Origin of the sequence: Yersinia sp. 22-579 (assembly GCF_030433455.1) — a bacterium.
Classification (GTDB): Bacteria; Pseudomonadota; Gammaproteobacteria; order Enterobacterales; family Enterobacteriaceae; genus Yersinia; species Yersinia enterocolitica.
Genome location: NZ_JAUJTZ010000007.1, coordinates 191,778 through 217,440 on the forward strand (window position 1 = coordinate 191,778; position 25,663 = coordinate 217,440).

Below are 25,663 nucleotides of genomic sequence, written 5' to 3' on the forward strand. Positions count from 1 at the left end.
GTCGCAAATGACTGGCTTCAGACTGCTGACAAACTTCGACAACTCGATCTTGCAAGGTGAAGGCAGGTAGAAGAGTAAAGCGTCCGCGCCAGGGAAGGCGCGGCTCGAGCCTACAAGGACGTATTTACGGCGTCTTTACGATCTGCCTGTTTTCGCCGTTACGGGCACCTTGTTATTAATCTCAAAGCTAGTCGCAAATGACTGGCTTTTTAACATTAATAAAATGAGCTCAATAACGATACCACGCCAAAGAGTGGTATTTATTGGTGGGCTAAATCGCCATCATCATCACTGTTAAGAATGTCTTTATCTGTTTGCTTCATCAATTGACTGGTAATGGTACCGGCTGTCATTGAACCGCTGACGTTCAATGCTGTACGGCCCATATCAATCAATGGTTCAACAGAGATAAGTAAAGCTACCAGAGTGACCGGTAAGCCCAGAGCAGGTAATACAATAAGCGCTGCGAAGGTTGCGCCACCGCCAACACCTGCAACACCGGCTGAACTGATGGTGACAATACCGACCAGTGTTGCAATCCATACTGGATCTAATGGGTTAATCCCAACAGTGGGTGCCACCATGACGGCGAGCATTGCAGGATAAAGCCCCGCACAACCATTTTGGCCGATAGTCGCCCCGAAGGAGGCTGAGAAGCTGGCGATAGATTCAGGCACACCCAAACGGCGGGTTTGCGCTTCAACATTCAGCGGGATACTGGCAGCACTGGAACGGCTGGTAAAGGCAAACGTCAGTACCGGCCATACTTTACGGAAAAATTTCAATGGGTTGATGCCGGTGAAAGACAACAGCACGCCATGTACCACAAACATAATCGCCAGGCCAAGATAAGAAGCAACAACAAAGCTGCCCAGCTTGATGATGTCTTGAATATTAGAACCGGCAACCACTTTAGTCATCAATGCCAATACGCCGTAAGGGGTCAGTTTCATCACCAGACGAACGAGTTTCATCACCCAGGCTTGCAGTGTGTCGATAGCCACCAGCACGCGCTGGCCTTTCGCTACATCATCTTTCAGTAATTGCAGGGAAGCTATTCCCAGGAATGTAGCAAAGATAACTACACTGATGATTGAGGTTGGGCTAGCGCCAGTCAAATCGGCAAACGGATTTTTCGGGATAAAGGACAGCACTAACTGAGGAACGGTCAGGTCAGTCACTTTGCCAAGATAGTTGCTTTCGATAGCACTCAAACGCGCTGATTCTTGTGTTCCTTGTACCAAGCCATCGGCAGTTAAGCCAAACAGGTTGGTGACCAATACACCTACCAGTGCTGCGATTAACGTGGTGAAAAGCAAGGTACCAATGGTCAATACACTGATTTTACCCAGAGATGCGGCGTTGTGCAGTTTGGCGACAGCGCTCAGGATAGAGGCAAATACCAGCGGCATAACAATCATTTGTAGTAATTGCACATAGCCATTACCCACGATATTAAACCAAGTGATAGACTCTTTTAGTACTGGATTGTCTGCGCCATAGACCCATTGTAGGCCCAGACCAAAGAGTACGCCCAGCCCCAGACCTACCAAGACTTTCTTGGACAGACTCCATTGTTTATGCCGGGTTTGTGCCAATAGTAATAGCAGTGCCACAAATAACAGCACATTAATCACAAGCGGTAGGTTCATCCCCAAATCTCCAAATTATTATTTTAAATACTGGCCGCATATTCTAATTCTATTTTTGTTCAGAATAGAGCCAGGCACAGTCAACTGTGCAATTAGCTGCGTATGTTAGCAGTTCCTAAGAAGGGCTACTTATATCCAAAAAGAATGTTATATAAATTTTTGCCATGATTTGTATGGAACATATACAAATTGACGATTGTTTACCCATTAAAGTGTGATCACAATCTAAAATTTTTCAATTGTTCCATATAGGATAGCAGGGGGATCGTGGTATCAGTTTGCCAATAGACGGAAAAACAAACTAATAGAACACATAATACGCGTTCTAATTGATTACCTTTTTGTGGACGCAATAATGGAATAGTAAAACGCCAACGGCATGGCCATAAGAGCGGCACACCCGCGGGTGTAATCATATCGGCCAACAGATGACTGAAATAGCCAACAATCATCGCGTGGAATGCATCTGCGGGAATTATCCAATCACGAGAAATATCCATTTGAAATAGTGCGATACCACCAATGACGGCCAACAGGCTATGAGTGAACCCTCGATGGCCAAATGCCCTGGCTATAGGCGTTGATATCCACTTTAGTCGCTGACCAAGGATTGATTTGGGGTGATCGATATCTGGCAGCAAGGAGGTTAACAGGGCGCCAGGGATAATATGCCACCAATCGCCATGTGCCAGTTCAGGCGTGAGGCCGACTTTTTTGGCAAAAATAACGCAGGCGACAGAAAAAATAAGGTGTCCTTCCCCTGTCATACTTGAATTCCGAATCTGTAGCTGTTGATTTATCCAGTATATGAGATTTTTAATGACATGAATAGCCGTTACGCTGTAACTAAATGTCTCATTTTACGTGGTTTAAGGAAGAGTCATTTAACCTGAGGCTTTGTAATGTAAACATCGGGCTTTGGGCTGAAATAGTGGGGTTAGATCTGGAAGGTGGCAGCGTTACAATCACACTAACAAAAAGACAGGGCGAAAAAAGGGGAAAAGTGACCGGGAGTCAGCTTTTCCCCAAAGTAATACGGGTATGGGCATAATTAACAAATAATGATGAGGGTACTAATAACTACAGGTTCACCAACGACAACACATCTATTACAAGGTCAGAACTTAGAAGCTGTACTGCACACCTACACGGTAACGAGTTTGACGCTCATCAGTGGTTTTGCTGCCAGCAACGTTGCCGATGGCAACATATGGCTTCCAGTTTTTATCCCATTTGTAAGCGACTTTCAGGTCATGACTCCACTCTTCTTTCTCTTTATTGGCCAGAATTTCGTCTTCGGATTTCTTGTAGTTCAATTCATATTCTGCTGAATAGTTTTTCAAGAAGTTGTAGGCAAACAACATGGTGAACTCGTGGCCTTTCTCTGTTGCTTTAGTCTGAGCAGGCTGGTTACGCTTGTAATATGGGCGATAACGCAGTGATGTTGAGAAGTCATCAGTAAAGGACACTTTACCGCGCAGGTAAGGGCGGTAGTTATTAGAATCAGAAGAAGACTCTAATGAGAAACCAGGCTCCAACTGGAATGTTTTATTGAACTGATAAACATAGCTGGCAACGACTTCGGTGCCATTACTGACTTGTTCATTGAAAGGTTTATTTGGTGTGGTATCAGAGCTGTGCTGGCCCCATTTACCTTCTAATGACAAACCAAAGCCATTAGCAAAACGGTTGGAAATCAGTAAACGATCCTTGTGATCAGATTTACTTGTATCTTTCATTTCGTGCCGGTAGTCAATTGTTGTTGCAACAGAACTAAAGCTAATTACAGATGCCACTGCCAGAGTCAGTAATTTGAATTTCATTTTTATATAATCCCAGGGTTATGGTTATTTAAATCAAAAGTCATTAACAAATCTATAAAAATCAACATACGACTGAAAAACAATTCCACCAACAAAGAAACGATGTTTCATTTATTGTGAATGCATATTCTATTTATATTTATAAATATTTATGTGATCCAGATCTGTCTTAATGATTCTTTTTTTAAACTGATATTAAATTGTGATGTCTGTCTAGTTGGTTATTATTTTATGGCTATAAAACAAAACAACCCCGCCAAATTAATGGCAGGGTTTAATAGATACTTAAGTTAAATTAAATTAATTTATTAACGCATAGCGCGTTTCAGAATACGATCACCTTGTTTGTTAAAGTATTCTGCAGTTTCTTGCACGGTCTTCTGGCCATAATCGATATATTGAATTGCATCACCGAACAGTGAAACAATTTGCGGGTCATCAAAGTATGGTGAAGTTGTCATTTTATGTGGCAATTCCAGAGCCATATTTAAACCGGCAACAGAAGGATCTTCATCTTTAATTACACCACTGGCACGCAATTGAGTTACCGCTGTAGCACTCAATGGTACGCCACGCTCCAGGCCTAATGCTTCAACTCCTTCTTTACTGTTAAGTAAGAAGTTGATTAACATCGCACTTTCTTGTGGATATTTAGTTGATTTACCAATGGAAAGCATCTGTGCTGGTTTAAAGAATAAACCGGCATCTTTTGCTCCTGGCAACATCGGATATGGACCAAGCACCAATTTTGCAGGTTTGGTCAGGTTATCGGAATACTTGGTTATGGTTGAGTTCCACATATAAGTACCCGCCCACTCACCATTAATCCATGGCTTCATTTCATACATATTGCTCTTGCCGAATGAAGCATAGTATTTGGTGGATGGCATAACATGATTATCTACCATGGTTTTATACATGGTAAAGAACTCAACCCACTGCTCAGGCGAATAAGCAAATTTCTTATTCGCTTCATCAATAGTAGGAATGTTATATTTTTGTGTCATATAAGAGCGGATTAACGCTAAAGTATCCTGATGCTCTAATACCACTGGATAATATTGGTCACCCAGTTTTTCTTTAAATACTTTACCTGCTGCAAGTAACTCATCCCAAGTTTTAGGATATTCTAAGCCAGCTTTAGCCCAGGTCGCATCATTGAAATAGAAAATACGAGCAGTAACTGAAATTGGAATACCATTCAACTTGCCATTAACGGTGGTTTGTTGCAGTTCTTTCGGATCAAATTGCGCTAAATCTAATTGTTCTTTTACGCTAAACAAATTATAGAATCCGGTACCGTCTTTAGAGAAAATCGGCAACCAGTTCCAGTTAGTTTGCATAACATCGGGCTCAGTACCACCGGCAATCTGTGTTGTCAGACGAGATAAATGACCATCCCAACCGGTGTATTCTGCTTTAACATTAATATTCGGATGCTGCTTATGGAATTCTTCTAATGCTTTCAACGTTACCTGGTGACGACCATTCCCGCCCCACCATGACATACGCAAATTAACTTCATCCTGCGCTGCAAAGGCTTGATGTGACAATAGTGCCAGAGTGGATGCTATCAGCGTGTGTAGGATCGCTTTTTTCATTGGGTACTGCTCCTGTTAAAGAGAGATATTTTTTTCTGTTTTTGCATCAAAGATATGGCATTTATCCATATCAAACTGGAAGTACACGGTGCGATGCAGACCATTTTCGATAATAGGTCGTGCTTCATCAGACGGCAGACGACAGGTCAGCTCAAAGTCATCAACTTTGATATACATAAAGAATTCGTGACCCATGTTTTCCACACGGACCAATTCACCTTGTGAGTGATTATCAGTAAATGGATTCATAGACATGCTGACGAACTCAGGACGTACACCAAAGAACACTTTTTCCCCGGCGTGGGCAGCGACTTTGGCTTGCTGTCTTTCATTCAATACCAGGGTGTATTGACCGACTGTCAGGCCAACTTTCCCATCTTTTTCTACCAGCGTGCTCGGTTTGATATTCATTTCCGGCGCGCCGATAAAACCGGCAACAAACATATTGGTAGGGTAGTGATAGAGATTATCTGGGGTATCGACTTGCATAATATGACCCAGTTTCATCACACAGATTCGGTCACCCATGGTCATTGCTTCAGTCTGGTCGTGGGTAACGTAAACTGTGGTTGCTGCTTTACCGCTTTTCTTCAACTGCTTATGTAAATCGGAGATACGAATACGCATAGAGGCGCGCAGTTTGGCATCCAGGTTTGATAACGGCTCATCGAACAAAAATACATCGGGCTTTTTAACGATGGCGCGGCCTACAGCCACACGCTGTGCCTGACCACCAGACAGCTGACGCGGCAAGCGGTCAAGCAGATCTTCAAGCTCCAAAATTTTCGCTGCTTCAGCAACTTGTGTTTCAATTTGATCTTTTGGCAATTTGCTCAACTTCAAGCCAAAAGCCAGGTTCTCTTTCACGGTCATGTGCGGATACAGCGCATAGTTTTGGAACACCATGGCGATACCACGTGATTTTGGCGCCAGATTATTGACCACCCGATCACCAATTCGCACTTCACCATCACTGATAGTTTCCAGCCCAGCCAACATACGCAGGGTAGTGGATTTAGCACAGCCAGATGGACCCACAATCACCATAAATTCACCATCATGGATCTTCAGATCAATGCCATGAACTGCACGGAAACCGTTGGAGTAAACTTTGCCTAATTTATTGAAAATGACTTCAGCCATGATAAATCCTCTATTAACCTTTAATTCCGCTGCTGGTTACGCCTTGCACGAAGTAGCGTTGAGCCAGGAAGAAAACAATGATGGACGGCAGAATGGAGATGCTTGCCATTGCCAGAATTTCGTTCCAAGGTGCGCCTTCGGTCACGTCAATTGACATCTTAAGAGCCAGCGCTATCGGGTACTTATCTACGCTGTAGACGTAAATCAGTGGGCCGATAAAGTCGTTCATTGACCACATGAACTGGAACAATGCCACGGAGATAATGGCTGGCTTCAAGATTGGCACTACCACGTACCACAACACTTGGAAGGAGTTACATCCGTCGATTTGTGCCGCTTCTTCCATATCACGGGGAACACCGCGCAGGAACTGGATAAGCATGAAGACGAAGAACCCTTGTGTAGCGAATGCTAATGGCAGATACAGCGGCATGTAGCTATTCAGCATGCCCATTTCACGGAACATAATGTATTGAGGAATCAATAACACGGTGCTTGGCAGCAACATGGTGGTGATTAATGTTGCGAACCAGAATTTCTTCCATGGAATTTCAAAGCGTGCAAAGCCATACGCCACAATGGTGGAAGAAATAATGGTCAGAATGACTTTCGGGATAACAAACTTAAAAGTGTTAAGCATGTAGTGACCGAAATTATATTCCGTACCGGTTTTCCAGCCGTTAACGAAGCCATCCCGCGTAGGGTGTTCTGGCCATAATCCTAATGTGGTGAAAATTTCATTATTAGGTTTAAAGGCAGCTGAGAACATCCACAGCAATGGATAGAGCATCATCAATCCGACAATAATCAAAATAACGTAGCGGAAAATGGCACTGACTTTTGCTTTACGCAGGGTGCGGCTAATTTCCGCATCAGCAATATCCTGCGCCAGATCTAATTTCTTCTGGTGGGAGTTTTGTACGTCAGTCATTTTTTCCTCCTTTATCGGCGGAGTAGAAGACCCAATATTTAGAAGATTTAAATGCAATTGAGGCAAAGAGAGCGACTACCAGGAATAATATCCAGGCCAGTGCAGCGCCGTATCCCATATCAAAGTATTTAAACGCCGTATCATATATATAGAGCGAGAATAAGTAGGTGTAATGGGTTGGCCCACCACCGGTTATGACATAAGGCGCGGTAAATTCCTGGAAGGCCTGTGTGGTTTGCATAATAAAGTTGAAGAAAATAACCGGCGTAATCAGTGGCACGGTCACTTTCATAAACATTTGCCATTTAGAGGCACCATCAATCATGGCAGCTTCATATTGTGACTGTGGGACGTTCTGCAATGCGGCCAGGAAGATAACCATGGCAGAACCAAACTGCCAAACACGCAGTAATGTCACCGATGTCAGTGCCAGCGCTGGCTCTCCCAGCCAGTTGACAGGGTCAAAGCCTAACACCCCAATAAAGCCATTAAGCAGGCCATCAATGGCAAATAGAGCGCGCCATAACACCGCAATGGCTACGCTGCTGCCAAGAATTGACGGAATATAGAATGCGGTACGGAAGAAGCCAATACCACGTAATTTAAAGTTCAGTACAAAAGCGATCCCCAGAGCAAATGCCAATTTTAATGGAATAGTCAGAAATACATAAGCGAAAGTAACGCCCATAGATTTCCAGAATAAATCATCTTCCAGGAACATATGACGGTAATTCTCGATCCCGTTATAAACGGGAGGGTTCATTAAGTCATACTCAGTAAAACTGAGAAAGAAAGATGATACAAAGGGGAAGGCCGTGAATATTATCAACCCTATTATATAAGGTGATATATAGGCTAACCCCAGCATTCTGTTTTCATTCATAATGCTTACCTATTTTTAATAACATGAAAGATAAATAAAACTACTGATTCAAAAGCGTCGGATAAATAAAATCGATGTCATACAGAGTGCGGCTTTCTCCGTTCACCCGATAATCTCCATGGATGTAACCACCATTGGTAATAAATTGAGGTATTGCTGCCAACTTATTCTGTTTCGCGGCAATTAAGGTTAGTAAAGCTAATGCAATCGGATTGTCGATACGGAAATAACGGTGTTCCGCTGATTCGACAAACAGGCCGCGATGGTAATGTTGTTGAAATAAGTCATTCCCTATTTGCCAGGCCAATGCAAATAATTGGCTGCATTGGCAATGTTCAGCCAGCTCAACTAAGGCCAGTAGCAGATAAGGGGAGGCGGCTGGTTTTTTGCCATCCATCAGTGCTGCACTACGTTGTTGTTTGTTTAATTCAGCTAACTGCCAGCGGTGCAGTAATACCGCAATCAAATCCAGCAGCTCGTCATCTTCACTGGCTCGCCAGGCTCTAACCAGTGGCAGCAGGTAATCTACTTCTAATGGGAATGGCGAGATAACCTTACCTTTAGCGCCATAATAGCCATCACGCTGTAAGACATAGCCGCTCATATCCTGTCCATCGTTCCATAACGGGCGCAATGTATTGCTCTCGACGTCATAGGCGAAACGATAGTAATTTTTTAACCCGTCAATCACCCATTGTAGAACTTCTGCATCCGGCTGTTGGCGCAAGATATCCAGCATTGCTAATGGGTTATCAATCAGTAATGGCCGCATATCACGGAACAAGACATTGGCTTCACGAGCAATTTCACCAAACTCAGGGCCGAACTGGCGCTTGGCACGGTCGCCATACCAGGATTGGGTTTGGTTATCATCTTCCGGTATTGGCCGACGTTGCTGTGGCGAGCTGAATTGATAAACCGGCAACCCTGTTTCAGGATTACGGGCTAATACGTATTGACGGTATAAATGTTTGCCCCAAGCAGCCGCCGCGATGTCGCCGGTATACTCAGCATATTTATATGCCGCGTAAATGAGGTCGGTGCCTGCGTTAACAAAGGTCAGGCCTTTAGTTTCAGGTAACTGCGGCAAGGCTTCAGGTTTAACCACATCATGGCGCGCATGGGTGAAAACATGTGGGTCGCGTTGCTTGTCGTAACTGCCGTGACGGCCGAGATCCAGCGTTTGCCAGTCTTCTACATGGGCATGCCAGAAACCCTGTAGGAAATTAAGTGTTTTTTCCCGATCGACACTGAGCAGCAAGTCGTAATAGGGCAGATGGTGCTTAAGTTCATGCACTTGTGCTTTCGACTCTGGGCCTTCAGTTTTTAATGTGTCCAGATTGAAGAAACGGTGGCCGCCCCAATAAAACAGCCCACTTTGCTCATGAACACCGTGTTGCATGAAATAGCTGCTCTGTACCCGTGCTTGTTGATGATATTGCGGGTCTTGCGTCACCAGACTGAGAGCATCCAATGTACGTAACCAGTTCTGTTGACTGGCAAAGTTAGATATCGGAATATTACGACCATCTGGAAATTTCCAGACCACAGGCTGGTGAGTCAGGACATCAAAACCATCGGCCATCAGTGGGGTTGGGTTCTGATTGCTGTGGCTTACAGACTGGACTAAATCAACATAGCTTCGGATAGCACTGAGCCAGTTAATCATCACTGCGTCGCTGCCTTTAATGTTGCCTATAAAATCCATCACCATAACCCCATCATAGAAATGTCAGGTCGGAACCGGTTTACAGTTCCTTATAAATAGAAACATCGTTTCAATCTATTATATTTGTATTTACTGGCGAGTCATTGGGCGAATGACAAAAGTGTGATCGGAGTCGGAACGTTGTTTTGAATTTTTTATTTTTGCAGTTTTGGCAAGATTTTTGGTTAAGATTCGTTTGTTAACTATTTGATAAATAAGTAATAAAAAAGGCACAACTGATGTTGTGCCTTAATAGAGTTTTGAGCTGGAATATGGCGAATAACCGCAGGAAATAATCCTTAACTCAAATTAGTGATATTTATTGGTTTAGCGAGCCAACCAGCCGCCATCAACAGCGATAGTGTAACCACTGATATAGTCAGATGCTTTGGAAGCCAGGAAGACCACAGGGCCTTTCAGGTCATCAGGCAAGCCCCAACGGCCAGCTGGGATGCGATCAAGAATCTCTTTGCTACGTTCTTCATCTTTACGCAACTGCTGAGTGTTGTTGGTTGCCATGTAACCTGGCGCCACTGCATTTACATTGATGCCGTGTTTAGCCCATTCGTTTGCTAACAGACGAGTCACACCCATGACCGCACTTTTCGATGCAGTATAAGAAGGAACACGGATACCGCCTTGGTAAGACAGCATCGAAGCCACGTTGATGATTTTGCCGCCAGTGCCTTGCTTGATAAATTGTTTAGCAACTGCCTGAGACATAAAGAACACTGTTTTGATGTTCACGTTCATCACATCATCCCAGTCCTTTTCGCTGAAGTTGATCGCATCTTCGCGGCGGATAATACCGGCGTTATTGACCAGGATATCGATTTGGCCAAATTCAGCGATAGCGCGTTCCAACAGGGCAGGGATACCATCGATTTTGCTCAGATCAGCCGTCAGGCTTAAGAAGCGGCGGCCTAAGGCAGTCACTTTCTCGATGGTCTCTTTTGGCTCAACAATATTCACACCAACAATGTCACAACCCGCTTCGGCTAAACCAATCGCCATGCCTTGGCCCAAACCTGTATCACAGCCGGTAACCAGAGCAATTTTACCCTTTAACTCAAAGGAATCTAAGATCATAGCTAACATCTCTCTCAAGGCGGCCAAAGAGTACCGCGATTATAATATTGGGGAGAAAACCGCCCAAAGGACGGCTTTGGTAGGGTGATGCTTAACGCCGTTGGCAAACATTTAGCGTAGTTCGCTAACGGCAATGTGGTCCATATCACCGAAGACCTGGTTTTCACCGACCATGCCCCAGATGAAGGTGTAACGTTTAGTGCCTACACCTGAATGGATAGACCAACTTGGTGAAATAACTGCCTGCTCGTTATGAACCAGCAAATGGCGAGTTTCCTGCGCCTGGCCCATCATGTGGAAGACGGCTGTTTCTTCGTCCATATCAAAGTAGAAATACACTTCCATGCGGCGATCATGGGTATGACAGGGCATCGTGTTCCAGAGATTGCCGGGTGCCAGCTTGGTCAACCCCATGGTCAGTTGGCAGGTTGGCAACACATCGGGCACGATGTATTTATTGATAGTGCGACGATTACTGGTCGCGTCATCACCCAGTGTTTGCGGTGCAGCCTCTGCCAGTGTGATTTTCTTATTGGGATAAGGGGTATGCGCTGGCGCGCTGTTGTAGTAAAACTTGGCTGGTTTGCTGCTCTCAAGGCTATTAAAGGTGACTTCTTTCGCGCCTTTACCGACATACAGTGCTTCTTCATTACCGATTTCGTAAACCTGCCCATCAACAGTGATAAGGCCCGGCCCGCCAATATTGATAACACCCAGTTCCCGGCGCTCCAGAAAATAACTCACACCTAACTGCTTGCCCACTTCATCACCAATGCTGACCGTTTTCTCGACAGGTAAAATACCGCCCACAATGATTCGGTCGATGTGGCTATAGGTCATGGTGTATTCATCTGAAACAAAAATATTTTCAATCAGAAATTCACGACGCAAACCTGCGGTATCGAGTTGTCTGGCGTGGTCGCTATGAATGCTTTGACGAATTTGCATGTCGGTGCCTCTCTTTCGGTTCGGACCGGTGTTTCTTTTGATGTGGTGATGATAGTATTTGCGGGAAGTTAATTCAATAAAAATGAAATGATGTTTTATTATTTTTTGAGGGACATCATGATTTTTGGATTAATAATGTTCAAACTGCGGATTTTGGCCGTAGAATGGGCCTAATTCAGCGTAAAACTGTGACCAGGCTACACCAGAAACCATTTTGCATAATAATGAGGAGAAACAATGAAGATGTTCTTTATTAATGATGAAACGCCTTGGGAAGAGTTAGGCAATGGCATTAAACGCAAGGTCATGACCTGGAGCGATGATCTGATGATGGTCTGCGTTCACTTTGATAAGGGCGCGATTGGTGTTGCGCACAAGCATGATATTCACGACCAGATTGCTTATGTGGCGGCGGGTAGTTTTGAGGTGGAAATCGAAGGGCAGAAACGTATTTTGAAGGCGGGTGATGCCTATCGTGCCGTTAAAAACGAGATGCATGGTGCAGTATCACTGGAAGACAATAGTATTTTGATCGACACCTTTAATCCAAAACGGGATGATTTCTTGTAAAACAGGTTCAGGCGGCTGGGTATCAACGCCAACCGCCTTTAATTAATACAAAAGTCACTCGCAGGCAGCCATACCATCGTCAGCAAAATCTATTAATTAATACAAAAGTCACTCGCAGGCAGCCATACCATCGTCAGCAAAATCTATCGTGACGTTAATCGACAGTTACGAAATGTCTTCTTTACGTAATTGCTCTAGCGACTCTAACTGTATATCCGCTAATACCCAACGAGGATCGGCCCGGTATTCAACTGAAGGGATGACAATAGAGCGCATACGTGCCGCTTTAGTGGCAATCATTCCATTGACTGAATCTTCCAGCGTGACGCATTCCAGGGGATCGACACCCAGGTCAGATGCAGCATTTAAATACACTTCTGGATGTGGTTTGCTATGCGGCAGGTATTCTGCTGACACCAGGCGGTCGAAGTATTTTTCAATATTTAACATCGCCAGGACGCGTTTTTGCATATGCAGCGGCGAAGCCGATGCCAGACCAATTTTCAGCCCTTGCGCGCGGCACAGCTCCAGCGCATATTCCACTCCGGGTAAAACCGGTTTGGTCTCTTCCACTAAATCTATCGCCCGGGCGATAATACGTTTGCAAACTTCTGCCTGACTTGGCCCCTGCCAAGGCATGGACTGGAACCAAAGCTTCACCACTAAATCGATGCGCAATCCAAGGGTATCGGGTAGGGAATCTCTCGACGAGGTATCCAGCCCCAGCTCGGTGAAAATATCAAGTTCAGCCTGTAGCCATAACGGTTCCGAATCAATGAGTAAGCCGTCCATATCGAAAATTGCGGCCTTAATTGCGTGAGGGGTCGCCATTTATTATTTCTCCTGTTTGGTTTCTCGCTACCGATTGAACACTCTATCATTGGTTCGTAACGATTGAACCGACAGAACACAATTCTCTGCCTTTCTTACAGTATAATTTATTAACTTAATGATATTGCGCTGGATGAGCTAGGCTTGAATTTGCATGAATCGTAAGAACATTCGCAAAATTCTGCACAAGATCGGAGTGTAGCGGGTAAACTAAGGCCACATAAGTTGTGGTATTTACAAGGAGAAGTCATGACCTATCAACAGGCTGGGCGTGTCGCTATCATCAAACGGATAGCCGGGTGGCTCGTATTTATTCCAGCACTGCTGTCAACATTGATTTCAATTATCAATTTTGCCTATCAATATAGTCAAAAAAGCACCGGGATTAATGCGGTTATGCTGGATTTTATCCACGTAATGACCGATATGATCCGCTTTAACACGACTTTCCTGGATATCTTCTGGTACAACTCGCCCGTGCCTGATTTCGAACAAGGGTTTTCAGCATCGAACATCATGTTCTTCATTATTTATATGCTGATTTTCGTGGGTTTGTCATTACAGGCATCGGGTGCGCGCATGTCACGGCAAGTACGGCATATCCGCGAAGGTATTGAAGACCAACTGATTTTAGAGCAGGCGAAGGGCAGTGAAGGGCGCAGTCGTGAGCAATTGGAAGCAAAAATCGTCTTACCGCATCACACTATCTTTTTGCAATTCTTTACCTTATATATCCTGCCATTAGTCATCGGTGTAGTGTTCTATTTTGTTATTAAATTATTAGGATTGATGGCTCAGGGGTAACAAGGTTCTCGGCCCCGCTTTTTGCTGCATAATGATGAAAAGGCCCATAATTTAGGGCCTTTGCTATTTCTCTATCTGAAATTTAAAAATGAGTTTACTGACAGCATTTTATGTCAGGCGAGATGCAATAGTTGTCCTGCACTCACAATATTGCGGTGGTGATTCCCTTATGCTGTAGCACTATTTCCTCTGTTACATCAGTCAAGTCATGAACGTTTTTATTTCAAAGAAAATGCGTAATTTTATTATTTTGGCCCAAACCAACAGCATGGCCAAAGCGGCAGAAAAATTACATATGACCGCTTCACCTTTTGGTAAGAGTATTGCGGCTCTGGAAGAGTTAGTGGGATATGCGCTGTTTACCCGTAATGAAAAGAGCATCAGTTTAAACAAAGCGGGTCAGGAACTTTATCAAGAATTATTTCCTATTTATCAACGGCTATCGGCAATTGATAATACCATTGTCTCACTGTCTCAGCGGCAAAAAAATATCGTAATTGGTATTGATAACACCTATCCCACCATCATTTTCGATCAGTTATTTAGCCTCAGCGATAAGTATGATGGGGTGACGGCTCAGCCTTTCGAGTTCAGTGAAAACAGTGTGATAGATGATTTACTCGACAGGCGGGTGGATTTTATTATTTCCCCGCAACAAGCCTCACCTCGGGTGACGCATATTGATAGTTTGCAAACCACGGAGCTGCCATTACTGCGACTCGGCTTTTTGGTTTCGCGTCGTTTTGAAAATTGCCAATCGTTGGAACTTCTGAATACGCTGCCGTGGCTGCAAATGCGATTTCAGAATCGGGCTAATTTTGAGTCCTTATTAGATGCGCATTTCCGTTCTATTGGGATTAACCCGACCATTATTTATCGCCCTTACAGTTTTATGGCAAAAATCAGTGCGGTCGAGCAGGGGCAGTTTCTGACCGTCGTCCCACAGTTTGCTTATCGGTTAGTGAATCCGGCAAAACTTAAATATTTCGATGCGCCAAATCAGCCCATGTATATGCGCGAGTATCTCTATTCACTCAAGAATAATCACCATATAGAACAAGTCATGGGCTATATCCATTCGGATCGTGATGGCGACTAAGGCGCGAGCATGGAACCATATTCAAATAAGTTTTGATGTAGCCGAAATGCCTGGGTCAGGTCGTGATGTAAATGCCCCCCTTTGGCCTGTGCCAGGTATTGATGCAAATAGTCGCGATACATCGGATGGGCGCAGTTATTGATAATCGCCACGGCACGTTGTATCGGCGACAAGCCGCGTAAATCCGCAACACCTTGTTCGGTAACAATAACTTTGACACTGTGCTCACTGTGATCGACATGAGTACACATCGGCACAATGGTGGAGACTTTCCCGCCTTTGACGATAGAGGGGGCCATAAAGATGGACAGATAGGCATTGCGCTCAAAATCGGCACTGCCGCCAATGCCGTTAACCAATTCGGTACCCGCTACATGAGTTGAATTGGCATGACCATAAATATCAAACTCCAACCCCACATTGAGGGCAATCACCCCCAACCGGCGAATAATTTCTGGGTTGTTTGAAATCTCCTGTGGACGCAAAACAATTCGGCTGGAGAAGAAGTCCATATTGTCATAGATTTTTTTTAATGTGGCAGGTGAAATTGTTAAGCTCGAGGCACTGACACCCAGTACTTTTTCCGTCTCTAACAACTGCACCACCGATTCCTGTAACACCTCTGAATACATCATAAACGGCGGAATGTCGGGATTTCCCCCAAGGCGTTTCATCACAGCATTATTGATGTTACCGACACCGCTTTGCAGTGGAAGAAACTCGGGGGGAATACGGCCTAATTTCAGCTCATTCAGCAAGAAACTCACCACATTGTCGGCAATTTTCTCACACAATGGATTTTCGCGATCAAGGCTATTACTGGCATCCGGCAGCTCAGTTTCGACAATGCCGACAATCCTGGCCGGATCAACCTGTACATAAGGCTGGCCTACCTTATCCAGAGTATGGAATATCGGCAGAGTATTGCGCCGAGGTGGAGCCCCCAGCATAACAATATCGGCCAATTCGGCGACCCTAGGGCTGTGATAATGATTTAATTCGATGATGATCTTCTTGGCTTTATGCAAAAAGACCGGTGAGTTACCAATACCGCTGGTGAGATAAACTTTCCCCTCGGCGGTGATGGCTGAGGCCTCAATCACCGCCACGTCAATATCACCAAAGAAACCATAGTTAACCATTTGCGCCACTTCACTCAGGTGCAAATCAACAAAGCTAACCGAGCCTTGGTTAATTTTTTCCCGCAATAGTGAAGCCGTTTGATAAGGCGCACGCCACACTACAGCCTCGGCTGCGGCTAATTCATCATCAGCCTGAGCACTGATTGAAGCGCCAGTCAGTAAGCGGATTTGAAACTCTTTCTGCTGTTGGTGGTGCGCTATAGCGCGTTTGGCGATAGCTGCGGGCAGCACTTTGGGCGCTCCCGCCGGGGTAAATCCACTGAACACCACCATATTCCCATGCTCGATACACTCGGCGGCCTCATCAGCCGTCAATCTGCAATATGACCGTTTCATAGAGAAATCCTTTAGCTGCTCAGGGTTAACGTCCAAGAAAGTTAGGTTTACGTTTCTCCATAAAGGCGCTCATGCCCTCTTGGTAGTCATTGCTGTCGTAGACCGCACGGCGCATGCCTTGAATGCGTTCAAACTCATCAGAATTCATGGTATGAGCTTCCCCTAAAACACGCAGTTCTTCTTTAATCACGGCAATCGCCAGCGGCGCTTTTTCAGAAATAACGTGCGCCAACTTCAAAGTGAAATCTTCCAGTTCACTGGGTTCAACCACATGATTGAGAATGCCCACGGACAAGGCACGTTCGGCAGTGATAGGTGCGGCGGTAAAAATCAGCTCTTTGACAATGTGAAAACCGGCATCACGGATAAGGTTATGAATACCCACTAAATTGTAGGGAACCCCCAGATTGACGGGCGTCATGGAAAAGGTCGAATTACTACAGGCAATAATGATATCTGAACTCATGATCATCTCGAATGCACCGCCCCAGACACTGCCTTCAACCATTGAGATGATCGGTTTAGGATATTTTTGGATAACGCGGGTGATTTGGCGTAACGGGTCGTCATAGGAAAGCGGGTCACGTCGACCGGTGGGGAGTTCGTGGATATCATGGCCGGCAGAGAACACTTTTGAACCTTCGGCGGCGCGCAAAATAATGCAACGGATATCGGTTTTATTGAGGTCATGCAGCGCTAGCATCAAGTCATCCATGAACACTTTACTTAATGCGTTCAACTTGCGGGCGTGGTTGAACTCAATAATGCCAACCCGATTGGCAATCAACACTTTGACATACTGATAAGACATAATTGTTATCCCTTTAATTGAAAATTTTTTGTGTAATAAAATGAGTGACAGCGCTAATGCCGGCCCGAGGCGAAATTTGATTTTGTTGCAACAGGGCTTCCATTTGCTGATAGTGCTGGTGGATATCGGGGCGGGAAAATAGGGCTGCCAGCGCGTTTGCCTCGATTTGGTGACGAACCCAATCTACATTCTGCTGCTGACGTAAGGTTGCCAACTGCCCGCTTTGGGTCATCACCGGCCAAAAGGTCTGTATAGCCTGCCAAACTTCGCGAATCCCCCGTTTTTCCAGGGCGCTACAGCTTAGGACACGGGGTTGCCATGCCGGGTATTTGCGGCGGATGATATTCAGTGCGCTGTGATACATGTGGCGGGCAATATCGACATTGATATGATTCTCGCCATCATCTTTATTGATGACGATAAAATCAGCCATTTCCATAATGCCTTTCTTGATACCTTGCAGATCATCCCCCCCTCCGGCAATTTGCAGTGAGAGAAAGCAGTCCACCATTGCGGCGACTTCAGTTTCTGATTGCCCAACCCCGACGGTTTCAACAATAACGATGTCATAACCTGCTGCTTCACAAAGTAAAATCAGTTCGCGGGTACTCTGACTGATACCGCCAAGATGCCCCCTGGACGGGACGGGGCGGACAAACGCATGCTCAGCGCGCGATAAATTCAGCATGCGGGTTTTGTCCCCTAAAATGCTGCCGCCGCTGACCGGGCTGCTGGGATCGACGGCTATCACCGCCACTTTGTGGCCTTGTGCCAACAACTCCTCTCCCAGCGCTTCAAGAAAAGTGCTTTTACCCGCACCCGGAGTACCGGTGACGCCAAGTCGTTTGGCTTGCCCGGTATAGGGCATAATGCTGTCCAGTAACCGGGCACTTAATTCTTGATGTTGGGGCAGGGTGCTTTCTGCCAGTGTCATGGCTTGCGCCAGTGCAGCCCGCTCCCCTCGGCGTAAACGTTGGATGTAATCATCCAGATTGTTGGCATTAATCATGACAGACACTGATCAGTTGCAAGACATCGCGCACGCTGGCTAACATCGGGGTGCCCGGCCCATAAATAGCGGCAACACCGCGCTCACGTAAGAAGGCGTAGTCTTGTGGAGGAATGACACCGCCCGCTACCACGCAGATATCTTGGCGGTTATATTGGCGTAATGCCTCGACCAATTCAGGAATCAAGGTTTTATGGCCAGCAGCCAGTGATGACGCACCAATGACATGGACATCATTTTCAACAGCCAGTCGGGCGATTTCTTCCGGTGTGGAGAACATGGGGCTAAGATCGACATCAAAGCCAAGATCAGAATAAGCACTGGCAATCACTTTCGCGCCACGGTCGTGGCCATCTTGACCCATCTTGGCAATCAGAATTCTTGGGTGCCGACCATTTTGTTCAAGGAAGTGCTGAGTTTGTGCGAGGATTTGATCAAACTCTTGTGCGTCGTTTTCATTTTGATGATAGCTGTGGGCAATCACCCCGGTCACGCATTCGCTTGGCACCAGATACCGGTCAAACTCGGTTTCCATGGCATCTGAAATCTCCCCTAACGTTGCCCGTAATCGTGCCGCCTGAACTGCCGCTTCCAACAGGTTTTCATTATGCCCAGCGGCATGGCGCAATTGTGCTAATGCCTGTTGCACTGCCGCATTGTCACGACGGGCGCGGATATCTTTCAACTGGGCAATTTGTTCATTGCGCACTTTGATGTTGTCGATTTCCAACACGGGCGTTTCTGCTTCTTGTTCTAGCTTGTATTTATTCACCCCGACAATAACGCGCTTGCCTTGATCAATAAGTGATTGTTCACCCGCGGAGGCTTCTTCAATCATGCGTTTTGGCAGCCCGACCTCAATCGCTTTGGCCATTCCGCCCACATCATCAATTTGTTGAATGATTTTGCGTGCTTGTTTGACCATTTGATCGGTCAGTGACTCGACAAAATATGAGCCTGCTAATGGGTCAATGGTGCGGCAAATTTCTGACTCTTCTTGAATGATAATTTGCGTGTTACGCGCAATACGTGCTGAAAAATCAGTGGGTAAGCCGAGGGCTTCATCAAAAGCGTTGGTATGCAAGGATTGGGTGCCGCCGAGGGTGGCTCCCAGCGCTTCAATGGTGGTGCGAATGATATTGTTATAAGGATCTTGCTCGGTCAGACTCCAGCCTGATGTCTGACAATGGGTGCGTAGCGCCAAAGATTTAGGATCAGTGGCACCAAATTGGCTTACCGCTTCACTCCAGAGGTAGCGCGCAGCCCGCAACATGGCGATATTCATAAACAAATCCATGCCAATGCCGAAGAAGAAGGAGAGGCGTGGGGCAAAGTCATCGATATTTAAACCGGCTTTCAGCGCGGCTTTGATGTATTCAATACCATCGGCGATAGTAAAGGCCACTTGCTGTACACAGTTAGCCCCGGCTTCCCCCATGTGGTAGCCACTGATACTAATGGTGTTAAAGCGCGGCATATTTTGTGAACTCCACGCAATGATGTCTGAAATAATGCGCATGGAGGGTTTGGGCGGATAAATATAGGTATTGCGGCACAAATACTCTTTCAGAATATCGTTTTGAATAGTACCGGTGAGTAGTGCCGGAGCCACACCTTGTTCTTCAGCGGCGACAATGTAAAACGCCATAATGGGCAGCACTGCGCCATTCATGGTCATTGAGACCGACATTTTATCCAGTGGGATTTGGTCGAATAAGACTTTCATATCCTCGACGCTATCAATTGCCACTCCTGCTTTCCCGACATCACCAGAAACGCGTGGATTGTCGGAGTCGTAACCACGGTGGGTGGCCAGGTCAAAGGCAACTGAAAGCCCTTTTTGCCCCGCGGCCAGATTTCTGCGATAAAAGGCATTTGACTCTTTAGCGGTTGAAAAACCAGCATATTGGCGAATGGTCCAGGGTTGTGCTGCATACATTGTGGCCCTTGGCCCTCTGACATAAGGTGCCATGCCGGGCAGGGAGCCAGTGACTTCTAACCCATCAAGGTCACTGGCGGTATACAGCGGTTTGACCGCAATACCTTCTGCTGTGTTAGTGACCAGGTCTTCGACTTTTTTTCCTCGCCGGTTGAGTTCTTTATTAGCAAGGTTTTCCCATTCGCGGATATCACCCATTGTATGGCTCCCAATTATTGGCAATAGAGTCCCTATTAAGGAGAGTTGTATTTCCTTAATGAAGGCTCTTGATTTTATTTAAGTAAGCGCTTTTTAACGGGAATTGTCGCTGGCAAAAAAGAACAGGGTTTACGGTCATTATTAGACGGAAGAAATGCATCTAATATGTGGTTTGGTTCATACTTTTTTAGAAAAAGTAATTTATTGCAAATGTTGCTGGCATAAAAAAGCACCCTGTGAGTTGAGTATTCAATTCACAGGGTGCTATTGACGGACAACGGGCAGACTAAAATTTTTCGGGATGCAGCAGTTGCTCTACAGCTTTCTGCGCATTAATCCAATGTTGGCCACCGAATAAGTTACTGCGGTTCAGCAGGTAATAAAGTTGATAAATAGGCTGGCGTTCAATAAAGCTGGTAGGAAGCGGCCAGATACTCTGATAACCATCATAAATCTGTGCCGGAAGTGTAGGGTAGAGCGGCAACATGGCAAGGTCACACTCGCGGTCACCCCAATAGCAGGCGGGATCAAAAATAACCGGGCCATTGATGCTGGCGGCACAGTTCGCTGGCCATAAATCACCATGTAATAACGAAGGCTGCGGCTGGTGGCTCTGTAAACGCTCTTGCACTAGTTGGGTTATATGATCAATATCGCCAAATAACATGCCTTTCTCGGCGGCCAATTGTAATTGCCAGCCGATACGCTGTTCCGCGAAAAATTGCGCCCAGCGGCGTTGCCAACTATTAGGTTGTGGCGTGGTGGCTAAATCATTATCAAAATCCAGCCCAAATTGAAGTTGTTCACTCCATTGATGTAAATGGGCTAATTGTTGCCCCAAACAATAGGCACTGTGAGCATCTAATGGTTTAAGCGGAAGATATTCGAGTAGCAAGAAACTGTATTCACGATCACTGCCGACACCATAAACTTCTGGCACCCGAACCGTTTTACTGCGCGACAATAAAGAGAGTTGGTCTGCCTCGGCGGTAAATATCGGCAGCATTTCACGGGTATCACATTTGACAAAAACCTCAGTTTCGCCATAACTGAGGCGCCAGGCTTGATGAATATCTCCACCGGGAAGTTCGGTTCTTTCCCGAATTTCAGCCGGCCCAAGATATTCACTTAACAGACGATTCACTGCTTGCCACATGACGTACCCCCTATCAGCTGCCAGTTATACCCGGCATACTTCAAGCTACATGTGCGTTGGCTGCCTTCGCTTACCCCAGTCACTGACTTATGTCACCTCTTGGGGACTCACTCAGTTGCCGCCTTCCTGTAACTTGAATTATTTTGGGTATTTGCCCTTCATCTTGAGTGATGGAAGAGTCGTTCGCTTGCTGCTTACCTGTAATCCAATGCCCTGAATACAGAATATTAGGTTAGCTTTTTTATAGTGCATAGAACAAGGGCCTATGCACAGAGGATACCCATGTCGGATCAAATAACAGGCGGATTGAGCCAATTATTTAGGATATAGCGTAAAGCTCAATTTATTATAGCAGGTTACCTTTTGGCGCGTTTTCAACGCTCTCATCTTTGGCCTTTAAGGCTATTGGATGGCCTTTGGTCGGTTTGATGAGGTTGTAAATAAGCGCAATAACAAAGAACAGTGCCTGAATAATGACAATACAGGGCCCTGTCGCGCCATCAATATGGAAGCTTATTAAAGTGCCTAATACGCACGCGACCACCGAAACGACAGTCGCCACAACTAACATTTGATCAAAACTGCGACAAACCATAAAGGCGATAATGCCGGGGGCTATCAACATGGCGATAACTAAAATAACCCCCACCGCTTGTAATGAAGCCACGATAGTTAATGCCAGCAAACAGAGTAAACCATAGTGCAATAACTTAACCGGTAGCCCAATGACGCGGGCATGGTTTGGATCAAAACAGTACAGCATGAAGTCTTTACGTTTTAATAGCACAACTAACAGTGTGAAGCCGGCGATCCACAGGGTTTGCTTCAGTTCTGCTAGCGAAATACCCAGCATATTACCGAACAAAATATGGCTCAGGTGCTGATCGGTATCCATGCGAGAAAATAGCACCAGGCCGAAAGCGAACATGCCAGAGAAGACAATCCCCATCACGGTATCTTCTTTAACCCGACTGTTTTCTTTTAAGTAGCCCGTGGCGACCGCACAAAAGATCCCCGAGACAAAAGCACCGATAACCAATGGGATACCGAGCCAAAAGGCCAACACTATGCCCGGTAACACGGCGTGAGAGATGGCATCTCCCATTAATGACCAACCTTTTAATACCAGGTAGCAAGATAACACCGCGCACACCACACCGGTGATAATCGCGGCGATTATCGCCCGTTGCATAAAAGGATAGGCGAAAGGTTCGCTCACCAGACTGAAGAATGTGTTCATGCATTATCCTCCGGGTGAGAGGCCGCAGGGTGGCGGCGCTTCTGACGCGATTGATAGCGCGTCGCCAGTAAACCGTGTTTGGGGGCGAAGAAAAAGGCCAGTAGGAACACCACGGTTTGTAAGGTGACGATAACTCCACCGGTTGCGCCATCAAGATAGAAACTGAGATAGGCACCAAAGGCGCTGGTAAATGCGCCGATAGCAATCGCTATCACCAGCAAACGGCTGAAACGGTCTGTCAGCAAGTAGGCGGTGGCACCTGGTGTCACGACCATAGCAATCACCAAAATCGCCCCGACAGTTTGCAACGCCGCCACTGTACAAGCACTTAATAAGGTGAAAAATAAAATCTTTAAGCGCAGTGGTGACAAGCCAATTGACATGGCATGACTTTCATCGAAAAACACCGCCAGTAAATCTTTCCAAATCAGACACAAAATCACAAAAGAGATCAAAATAATGATTTCGACTTGCAGCACATCTTCATCGGCGATGCCCAAAATATTGCCAAAAATGATCGACTGCACATTGACCGAGGTGGGATTGAGCGAAACAATGAGCAGCCCAACGGCAAAGAAAGTGGAAAAGATAAAACCGATAATGGCATCTTCACGCAGGCGAGTGATGTGGCGCACTAAGGTCATTGCCAATGCGGCGAGCATACCGGTAAAGAATGCCCCTGCTGCATAGGGCAGGCCGAGAGCATACGCGCCAGCGACGCCGGGTACCACGGAGTGAGAGAGCGCATCCCCCATCAGCGACCAGCCTTTCAGCATCAAATAAGCGGATAAGAAAGCGCAGACGGCACCAACAATCGCGCTGACCCAAATGGCCTTGACCATGTAATTGTAGTTAAAGGGTTGCAGTAAGATTTCCAGCATCAGGGATTGCTCTCCTTCGACTGGCTTTGTGCCGGTGGATCATTTTTGGTATGGCCATAAAATACCGCTGGCCGCTCGTCATCGGTGATGACAGTCACGGTGCGTGGGTCATTATCGTCGTGCAGCGTGTTCCCCGACAGGTTGATATGGCGCAGTACGCCACCAAAGGTCATTTCCAGGTTCTTTTGAGTAAAGGTAGTTTCTGTTGGGCCTGCGGCCAGTACCGTTTGATTAATCAGAATCACATGATCACAAAACTCTGGCACGCTGCCGAGGTTGTGGGTCGAAACCAAAATCAGGTGACCTTCATCACGCAATGCTCGCAACAAATCTATGATGGCATTTTCCGTTTTGACATCTACACCGGTGAACGGCTCATCTAGCAGTAATACAGTACCTTGCTGGGCCAGTGCTCGCGCCAGAAACACGCGTTTTTTCTGCCCGCCAGACAGTTCACCTATCTGGCGTGAACGCAATGCAGTTAATCCGACCCGCTCAATGGCCTTATCGACAATGGCTTTATCTTCGCGACTCGGAATGCGCAAGAAATTCATTTTCCCGTAGCGGCCCATCATGACGACGTCTTCAACTAATACCGGAAAATTCCAGTCTACATCTTCCGTCTGCGGAACGTAGGCAATAGTATTTTGCTTTAATGCATGACTAATCGGCTTATTGCTCAGCTCTACTTTGCCCACACTGGGCTTCACTTGCCCCATAATGCTTTTAAACAGGGTAGATTTACCGCTCCCGTTGACGCCGACCAGTGCGCAGATAGTCCCACCCATTAGTGAGAAACTGGCGTCGTAAATGGCAGTATGCCCATTGTTATAGGTGACAGTGACTTTATCTACTATCAACTCCGGGCGGACAAAAACAGCAGTGTTCATTGACCAAATCCTTTCGCGATAGTTTGTACTGTGGTGTTAATCAAATCGATATAAGTAGGAACGGGTCCTTTCTCATTCGATAAAGAATCAACATATAACACCCCACCGTATTGCGCACCGGTTTCTTTGCTGACCTGCCTGGCGGGTTTATCAGAAATAGTGCTTTCACTAAATATTACCGGGATTTTATTGGCGCGCATGGTATCAATGACACGACGCACCTGCTGCGGTGAGCCTTGCTCTTCAGCATTGATTGGCCATAAATAAACCTCTTTGAAGCCATAATCTTTGGCCAGATAGCTAAAAGCGCCCTCACTGGTGACTAGCCAGCGCTGTTCTTGTGGAATTCGGGATAAACGCTCGCGCAGCGGGGCATCTAACGCCGCAATTTTTTCTGCGTAGGCTTTGGCATTGCGATTGTAAGTCTCGGCATGAGCAGGATCGTGCTCGACCAGTGCTTTGCGAATATTTTCAATATAGATCAATGCGTTTGACGGTGACATCCAGGCATGAGGGTTAGGGATGCCTTTATAAGGCCCTTCACGAATGGGGAGTGGCGTGATGCCATCAGTTACCACCGCCGAAGGAACATCTTTAATATTCTCAAAGAAACGCTCAAACCAGCGCTCCAGATTCATGCCATTCCATAAAATCAGGTCTGCTGACTGTGCTTTCACGATGTCGCGCGGGGTCGGCTGATAGTCATGAATTTCAGCACCGGGTTTAGTGATTGATTCAACAATGGCAGCATCACCGGCGACATTTTGCGCGATATCCTGAATAATTGTGAATGTTGTCACAATTTTGAATTTTTTATCTGAATCGTTTGGCTGATTTTCTGCCCATGCAGAAGTGTTCAACAGCAATAAAATTGCAACGACTGTAAACAAGGTTATGTTATGTAAAAAACGAGGTGTAAAGCCGCTAATGGAGTGCAGGTAGGGTATTTTTTGCTTAATAAACATGGCGATGTTCCCTT

General features: G+C 46.0%; 23 protein-coding genes. 3 read left to right on the forward strand and 20 right to left on the reverse strand.

The features are described 5' to 3' along the window. Nucleotides 1–260 precede the first annotated feature (260 nt). The 10 genes from QSV56_RS10780 to kduI form a co-directional block, all read right to left on the reverse strand. Entirely contained in the window at nucleotides 261–1,652 is a 1,392-nt protein-coding gene (locus QSV56_RS10780; RefSeq protein WP_046050999.1) for an L-cystine transporter, read from the reverse strand. A gap of 218 nt (nucleotides 1,653–1,870) precedes the next feature. Then, nucleotides 1,871–2,419, reverse strand: coding sequence for a metal-dependent hydrolase (locus tag QSV56_RS10785; RefSeq protein WP_005170172.1), 549 nt, complete (start codon nucleotides 2,417–2,419; stop codon nucleotides 1,871–1,873). 357 nt (nucleotides 2,420–2,776) lie between these two features. Continuing rightward, the gene (locus QSV56_RS10790) at nucleotides 2,777–3,475 is read right to left on the reverse strand and encodes an oligogalacturonate-specific porin KdgM family protein (RefSeq protein WP_005161701.1); all 699 of its coding nucleotides are present in this window, start codon (nucleotides 3,473–3,475) and stop codon (nucleotides 2,777–2,779) included. Between the two features lie 308 nt (nucleotides 3,476–3,783). Further along, nucleotides 3,784–5,076 carry an ABC transporter substrate-binding protein gene (locus tag QSV56_RS10795; protein WP_019079274.1) on the reverse strand — a complete coding sequence of 431 codons (1,293 nt, stop codon included), beginning with the start codon at nucleotides 5,074–5,076 and terminating at the stop codon, nucleotides 3,784–3,786. Between the two features lie 15 nt (nucleotides 5,077–5,091). Further along, entirely contained in the window at nucleotides 5,092–6,219 is a 1,128-nt protein-coding gene (locus QSV56_RS10800; RefSeq protein ID WP_019079275.1) for an ABC transporter ATP-binding protein, read from the reverse strand. 13 nt (nucleotides 6,220–6,232) lie between these two features. Next, the gene (locus QSV56_RS10805) at nucleotides 6,233–7,150 is read right to left on the reverse strand and encodes a carbohydrate ABC transporter permease (protein ID WP_005161693.1); all 918 of its coding nucleotides are present in this window, start codon (nucleotides 7,148–7,150) and stop codon (nucleotides 6,233–6,235) included. Next, nucleotides 7,143–8,033 carry a carbohydrate ABC transporter permease gene (locus tag QSV56_RS10810; protein ID WP_005161668.1) on the reverse strand — a complete coding sequence of 297 codons (891 nt, stop codon included), beginning with the start codon at nucleotides 8,031–8,033 and terminating at the stop codon, nucleotides 7,143–7,145. The genes QSV56_RS10805 and QSV56_RS10810 overlap by 8 nt, the downstream gene beginning before the upstream one ends. Nucleotides 8,034–8,073: 40 nt before the next feature. Continuing rightward, entirely contained in the window at nucleotides 8,074–9,741 is a 1,668-nt protein-coding gene (locus QSV56_RS10815) for a pectate lyase (RefSeq protein WP_026017822.1), read from the reverse strand. A gap of 327 nt (nucleotides 9,742–10,068) precedes the next feature. Beyond that, on the reverse strand, nucleotides 10,069–10,830 hold the full coding sequence (kduD, locus tag QSV56_RS10820) for a 2-dehydro-3-deoxy-D-gluconate 5-dehydrogenase KduD (protein ID WP_005161658.1): 762 nt from the start codon (nucleotides 10,828–10,830) through the stop codon (nucleotides 10,069–10,071). 111 nt (nucleotides 10,831–10,941) lie between these two features. Beyond that, nucleotides 10,942–11,778 (reverse strand): 5-dehydro-4-deoxy-D-glucuronate isomerase, encoded by an 837-nt coding sequence (gene kduI, locus QSV56_RS10825; protein ID WP_019079278.1) that lies wholly within the window; start codon nucleotides 11,776–11,778, stop codon nucleotides 10,942–10,944. Between the two features lie 237 nt (nucleotides 11,779–12,015). On the opposite strand from kduI, the gene QSV56_RS10830 reads away from it, so the two are divergent. Next, nucleotides 12,016–12,348 carry a cupin domain-containing protein gene (locus tag QSV56_RS10830; protein WP_005170147.1) on the forward strand — a complete coding sequence of 111 codons (333 nt, stop codon included), beginning with the start codon at nucleotides 12,016–12,018 and terminating at the stop codon, nucleotides 12,346–12,348. Nucleotides 12,349–12,513: 165 nt separating this feature from the next. Here QSV56_RS10830 and hxpB read toward each other — a convergent pair whose 3' ends face one another. Next, nucleotides 12,514–13,179 (reverse strand): hexitol phosphatase HxpB, encoded by a 666-nt coding sequence (gene hxpB / locus QSV56_RS10835; protein WP_005170145.1) that lies wholly within the window; start codon nucleotides 13,177–13,179, stop codon nucleotides 12,514–12,516. Nucleotides 13,180–13,428: 249 nt separating this feature from the next. Between hxpB and QSV56_RS10840 the strand changes: the two genes are divergently transcribed. Together QSV56_RS10840 and QSV56_RS10845 are read left to right on the forward strand one after the other, a co-directional pair. Continuing rightward, nucleotides 13,429–13,983 carry a YniB family protein gene (locus QSV56_RS10840; RefSeq protein ID WP_019079279.1) on the forward strand — a complete coding sequence of 185 codons (555 nt, stop codon included), beginning with the start codon at nucleotides 13,429–13,431 and terminating at the stop codon, nucleotides 13,981–13,983. Between the two features lie 208 nt (nucleotides 13,984–14,191). Next, nucleotides 14,192–15,082 carry a LysR family transcriptional regulator gene (locus QSV56_RS10845; protein WP_005161637.1) on the forward strand — a complete coding sequence of 297 codons (891 nt, stop codon included), beginning with the start codon at nucleotides 14,192–14,194 and terminating at the stop codon, nucleotides 15,080–15,082. On the opposite strand, the gene QSV56_RS10850 is transcribed toward QSV56_RS10845, so the two are convergent. From QSV56_RS10850 to yfeA, 9 genes are all read right to left on the reverse strand, one after another. Beyond that, entirely contained in the window at nucleotides 15,079–16,560 is a 1,482-nt protein-coding gene (locus QSV56_RS10850) for a succinate CoA transferase (RefSeq protein ID WP_019079280.1), read from the reverse strand. The two genes, QSV56_RS10845 and QSV56_RS10850, sit on opposite strands and share 4 nt — an antisense overlap. Nucleotides 16,561–16,585: 25 nt before the next feature. Next, nucleotides 16,586–17,371, reverse strand: coding sequence for a methylmalonyl-CoA decarboxylase (scpB, locus tag QSV56_RS10855; protein WP_019079281.1), 786 nt, complete (start codon nucleotides 17,369–17,371; stop codon nucleotides 16,586–16,588). Nucleotides 17,372–17,384: 13 nt separating this feature from the next. Next, the gene (gene meaB, locus QSV56_RS10860; protein WP_046050996.1) at nucleotides 17,385–18,380 is read right to left on the reverse strand and encodes a methylmalonyl Co-A mutase-associated GTPase MeaB; all 996 of its coding nucleotides are present in this window, start codon (nucleotides 18,378–18,380) and stop codon (nucleotides 17,385–17,387) included. Next, on the reverse strand, nucleotides 18,373–20,517 hold the full coding sequence (scpA, locus tag QSV56_RS10865) for a methylmalonyl-CoA mutase (protein ID WP_046050995.1): 2,145 nt from the start codon (nucleotides 20,515–20,517) through the stop codon (nucleotides 18,373–18,375). The genes meaB and scpA overlap by 8 nt, the downstream gene beginning before the upstream one ends. A gap of 286 nt (nucleotides 20,518–20,803) precedes the next feature. Next, on the reverse strand, nucleotides 20,804–21,673 hold the full coding sequence (locus tag QSV56_RS10870) for a fructosamine kinase family protein (RefSeq protein ID WP_046695046.1): 870 nt from the start codon (nucleotides 21,671–21,673) through the stop codon (nucleotides 20,804–20,806). 346 nt (nucleotides 21,674–22,019) lie between these two features. Then, nucleotides 22,020–22,913, reverse strand: a complete 894-nt coding sequence (gene yfeD, locus QSV56_RS10875; RefSeq protein ID WP_019079284.1) for an iron/manganese ABC transporter permease subunit YfeD — start codon at nucleotides 22,911–22,913, stop codon at nucleotides 22,020–22,022. Next, a complete protein-coding gene (yfeC, locus tag QSV56_RS10880; RefSeq protein ID WP_005170114.1) occupies nucleotides 22,910–23,794 on the reverse strand; it encodes an iron/manganese ABC transporter permease subunit YfeC in 885 nt (294 codons plus the stop codon). The genes yfeD and yfeC overlap by 4 nt, the downstream gene beginning before the upstream one ends. After that, nucleotides 23,794–24,684 carry an iron/manganese ABC transporter ATP-binding protein YfeB gene (gene yfeB, locus QSV56_RS10885; RefSeq protein WP_050876510.1) on the reverse strand — a complete coding sequence of 297 codons (891 nt, stop codon included), beginning with the start codon at nucleotides 24,682–24,684 and terminating at the stop codon, nucleotides 23,794–23,796. Before yfeB ends, yfeC begins: the two co-directional genes overlap by 1 nt. Further along, nucleotides 24,681–25,649 (reverse strand): iron/manganese ABC transporter substrate-binding protein YfeA, encoded by a 969-nt coding sequence (gene yfeA, locus QSV56_RS10890; RefSeq protein ID WP_019079285.1) that lies wholly within the window; start codon nucleotides 25,647–25,649, stop codon nucleotides 24,681–24,683. Before yfeA ends, yfeB begins: the two co-directional genes overlap by 4 nt. Nucleotides 25,650–25,663: the final 14 nt, after the last annotated feature.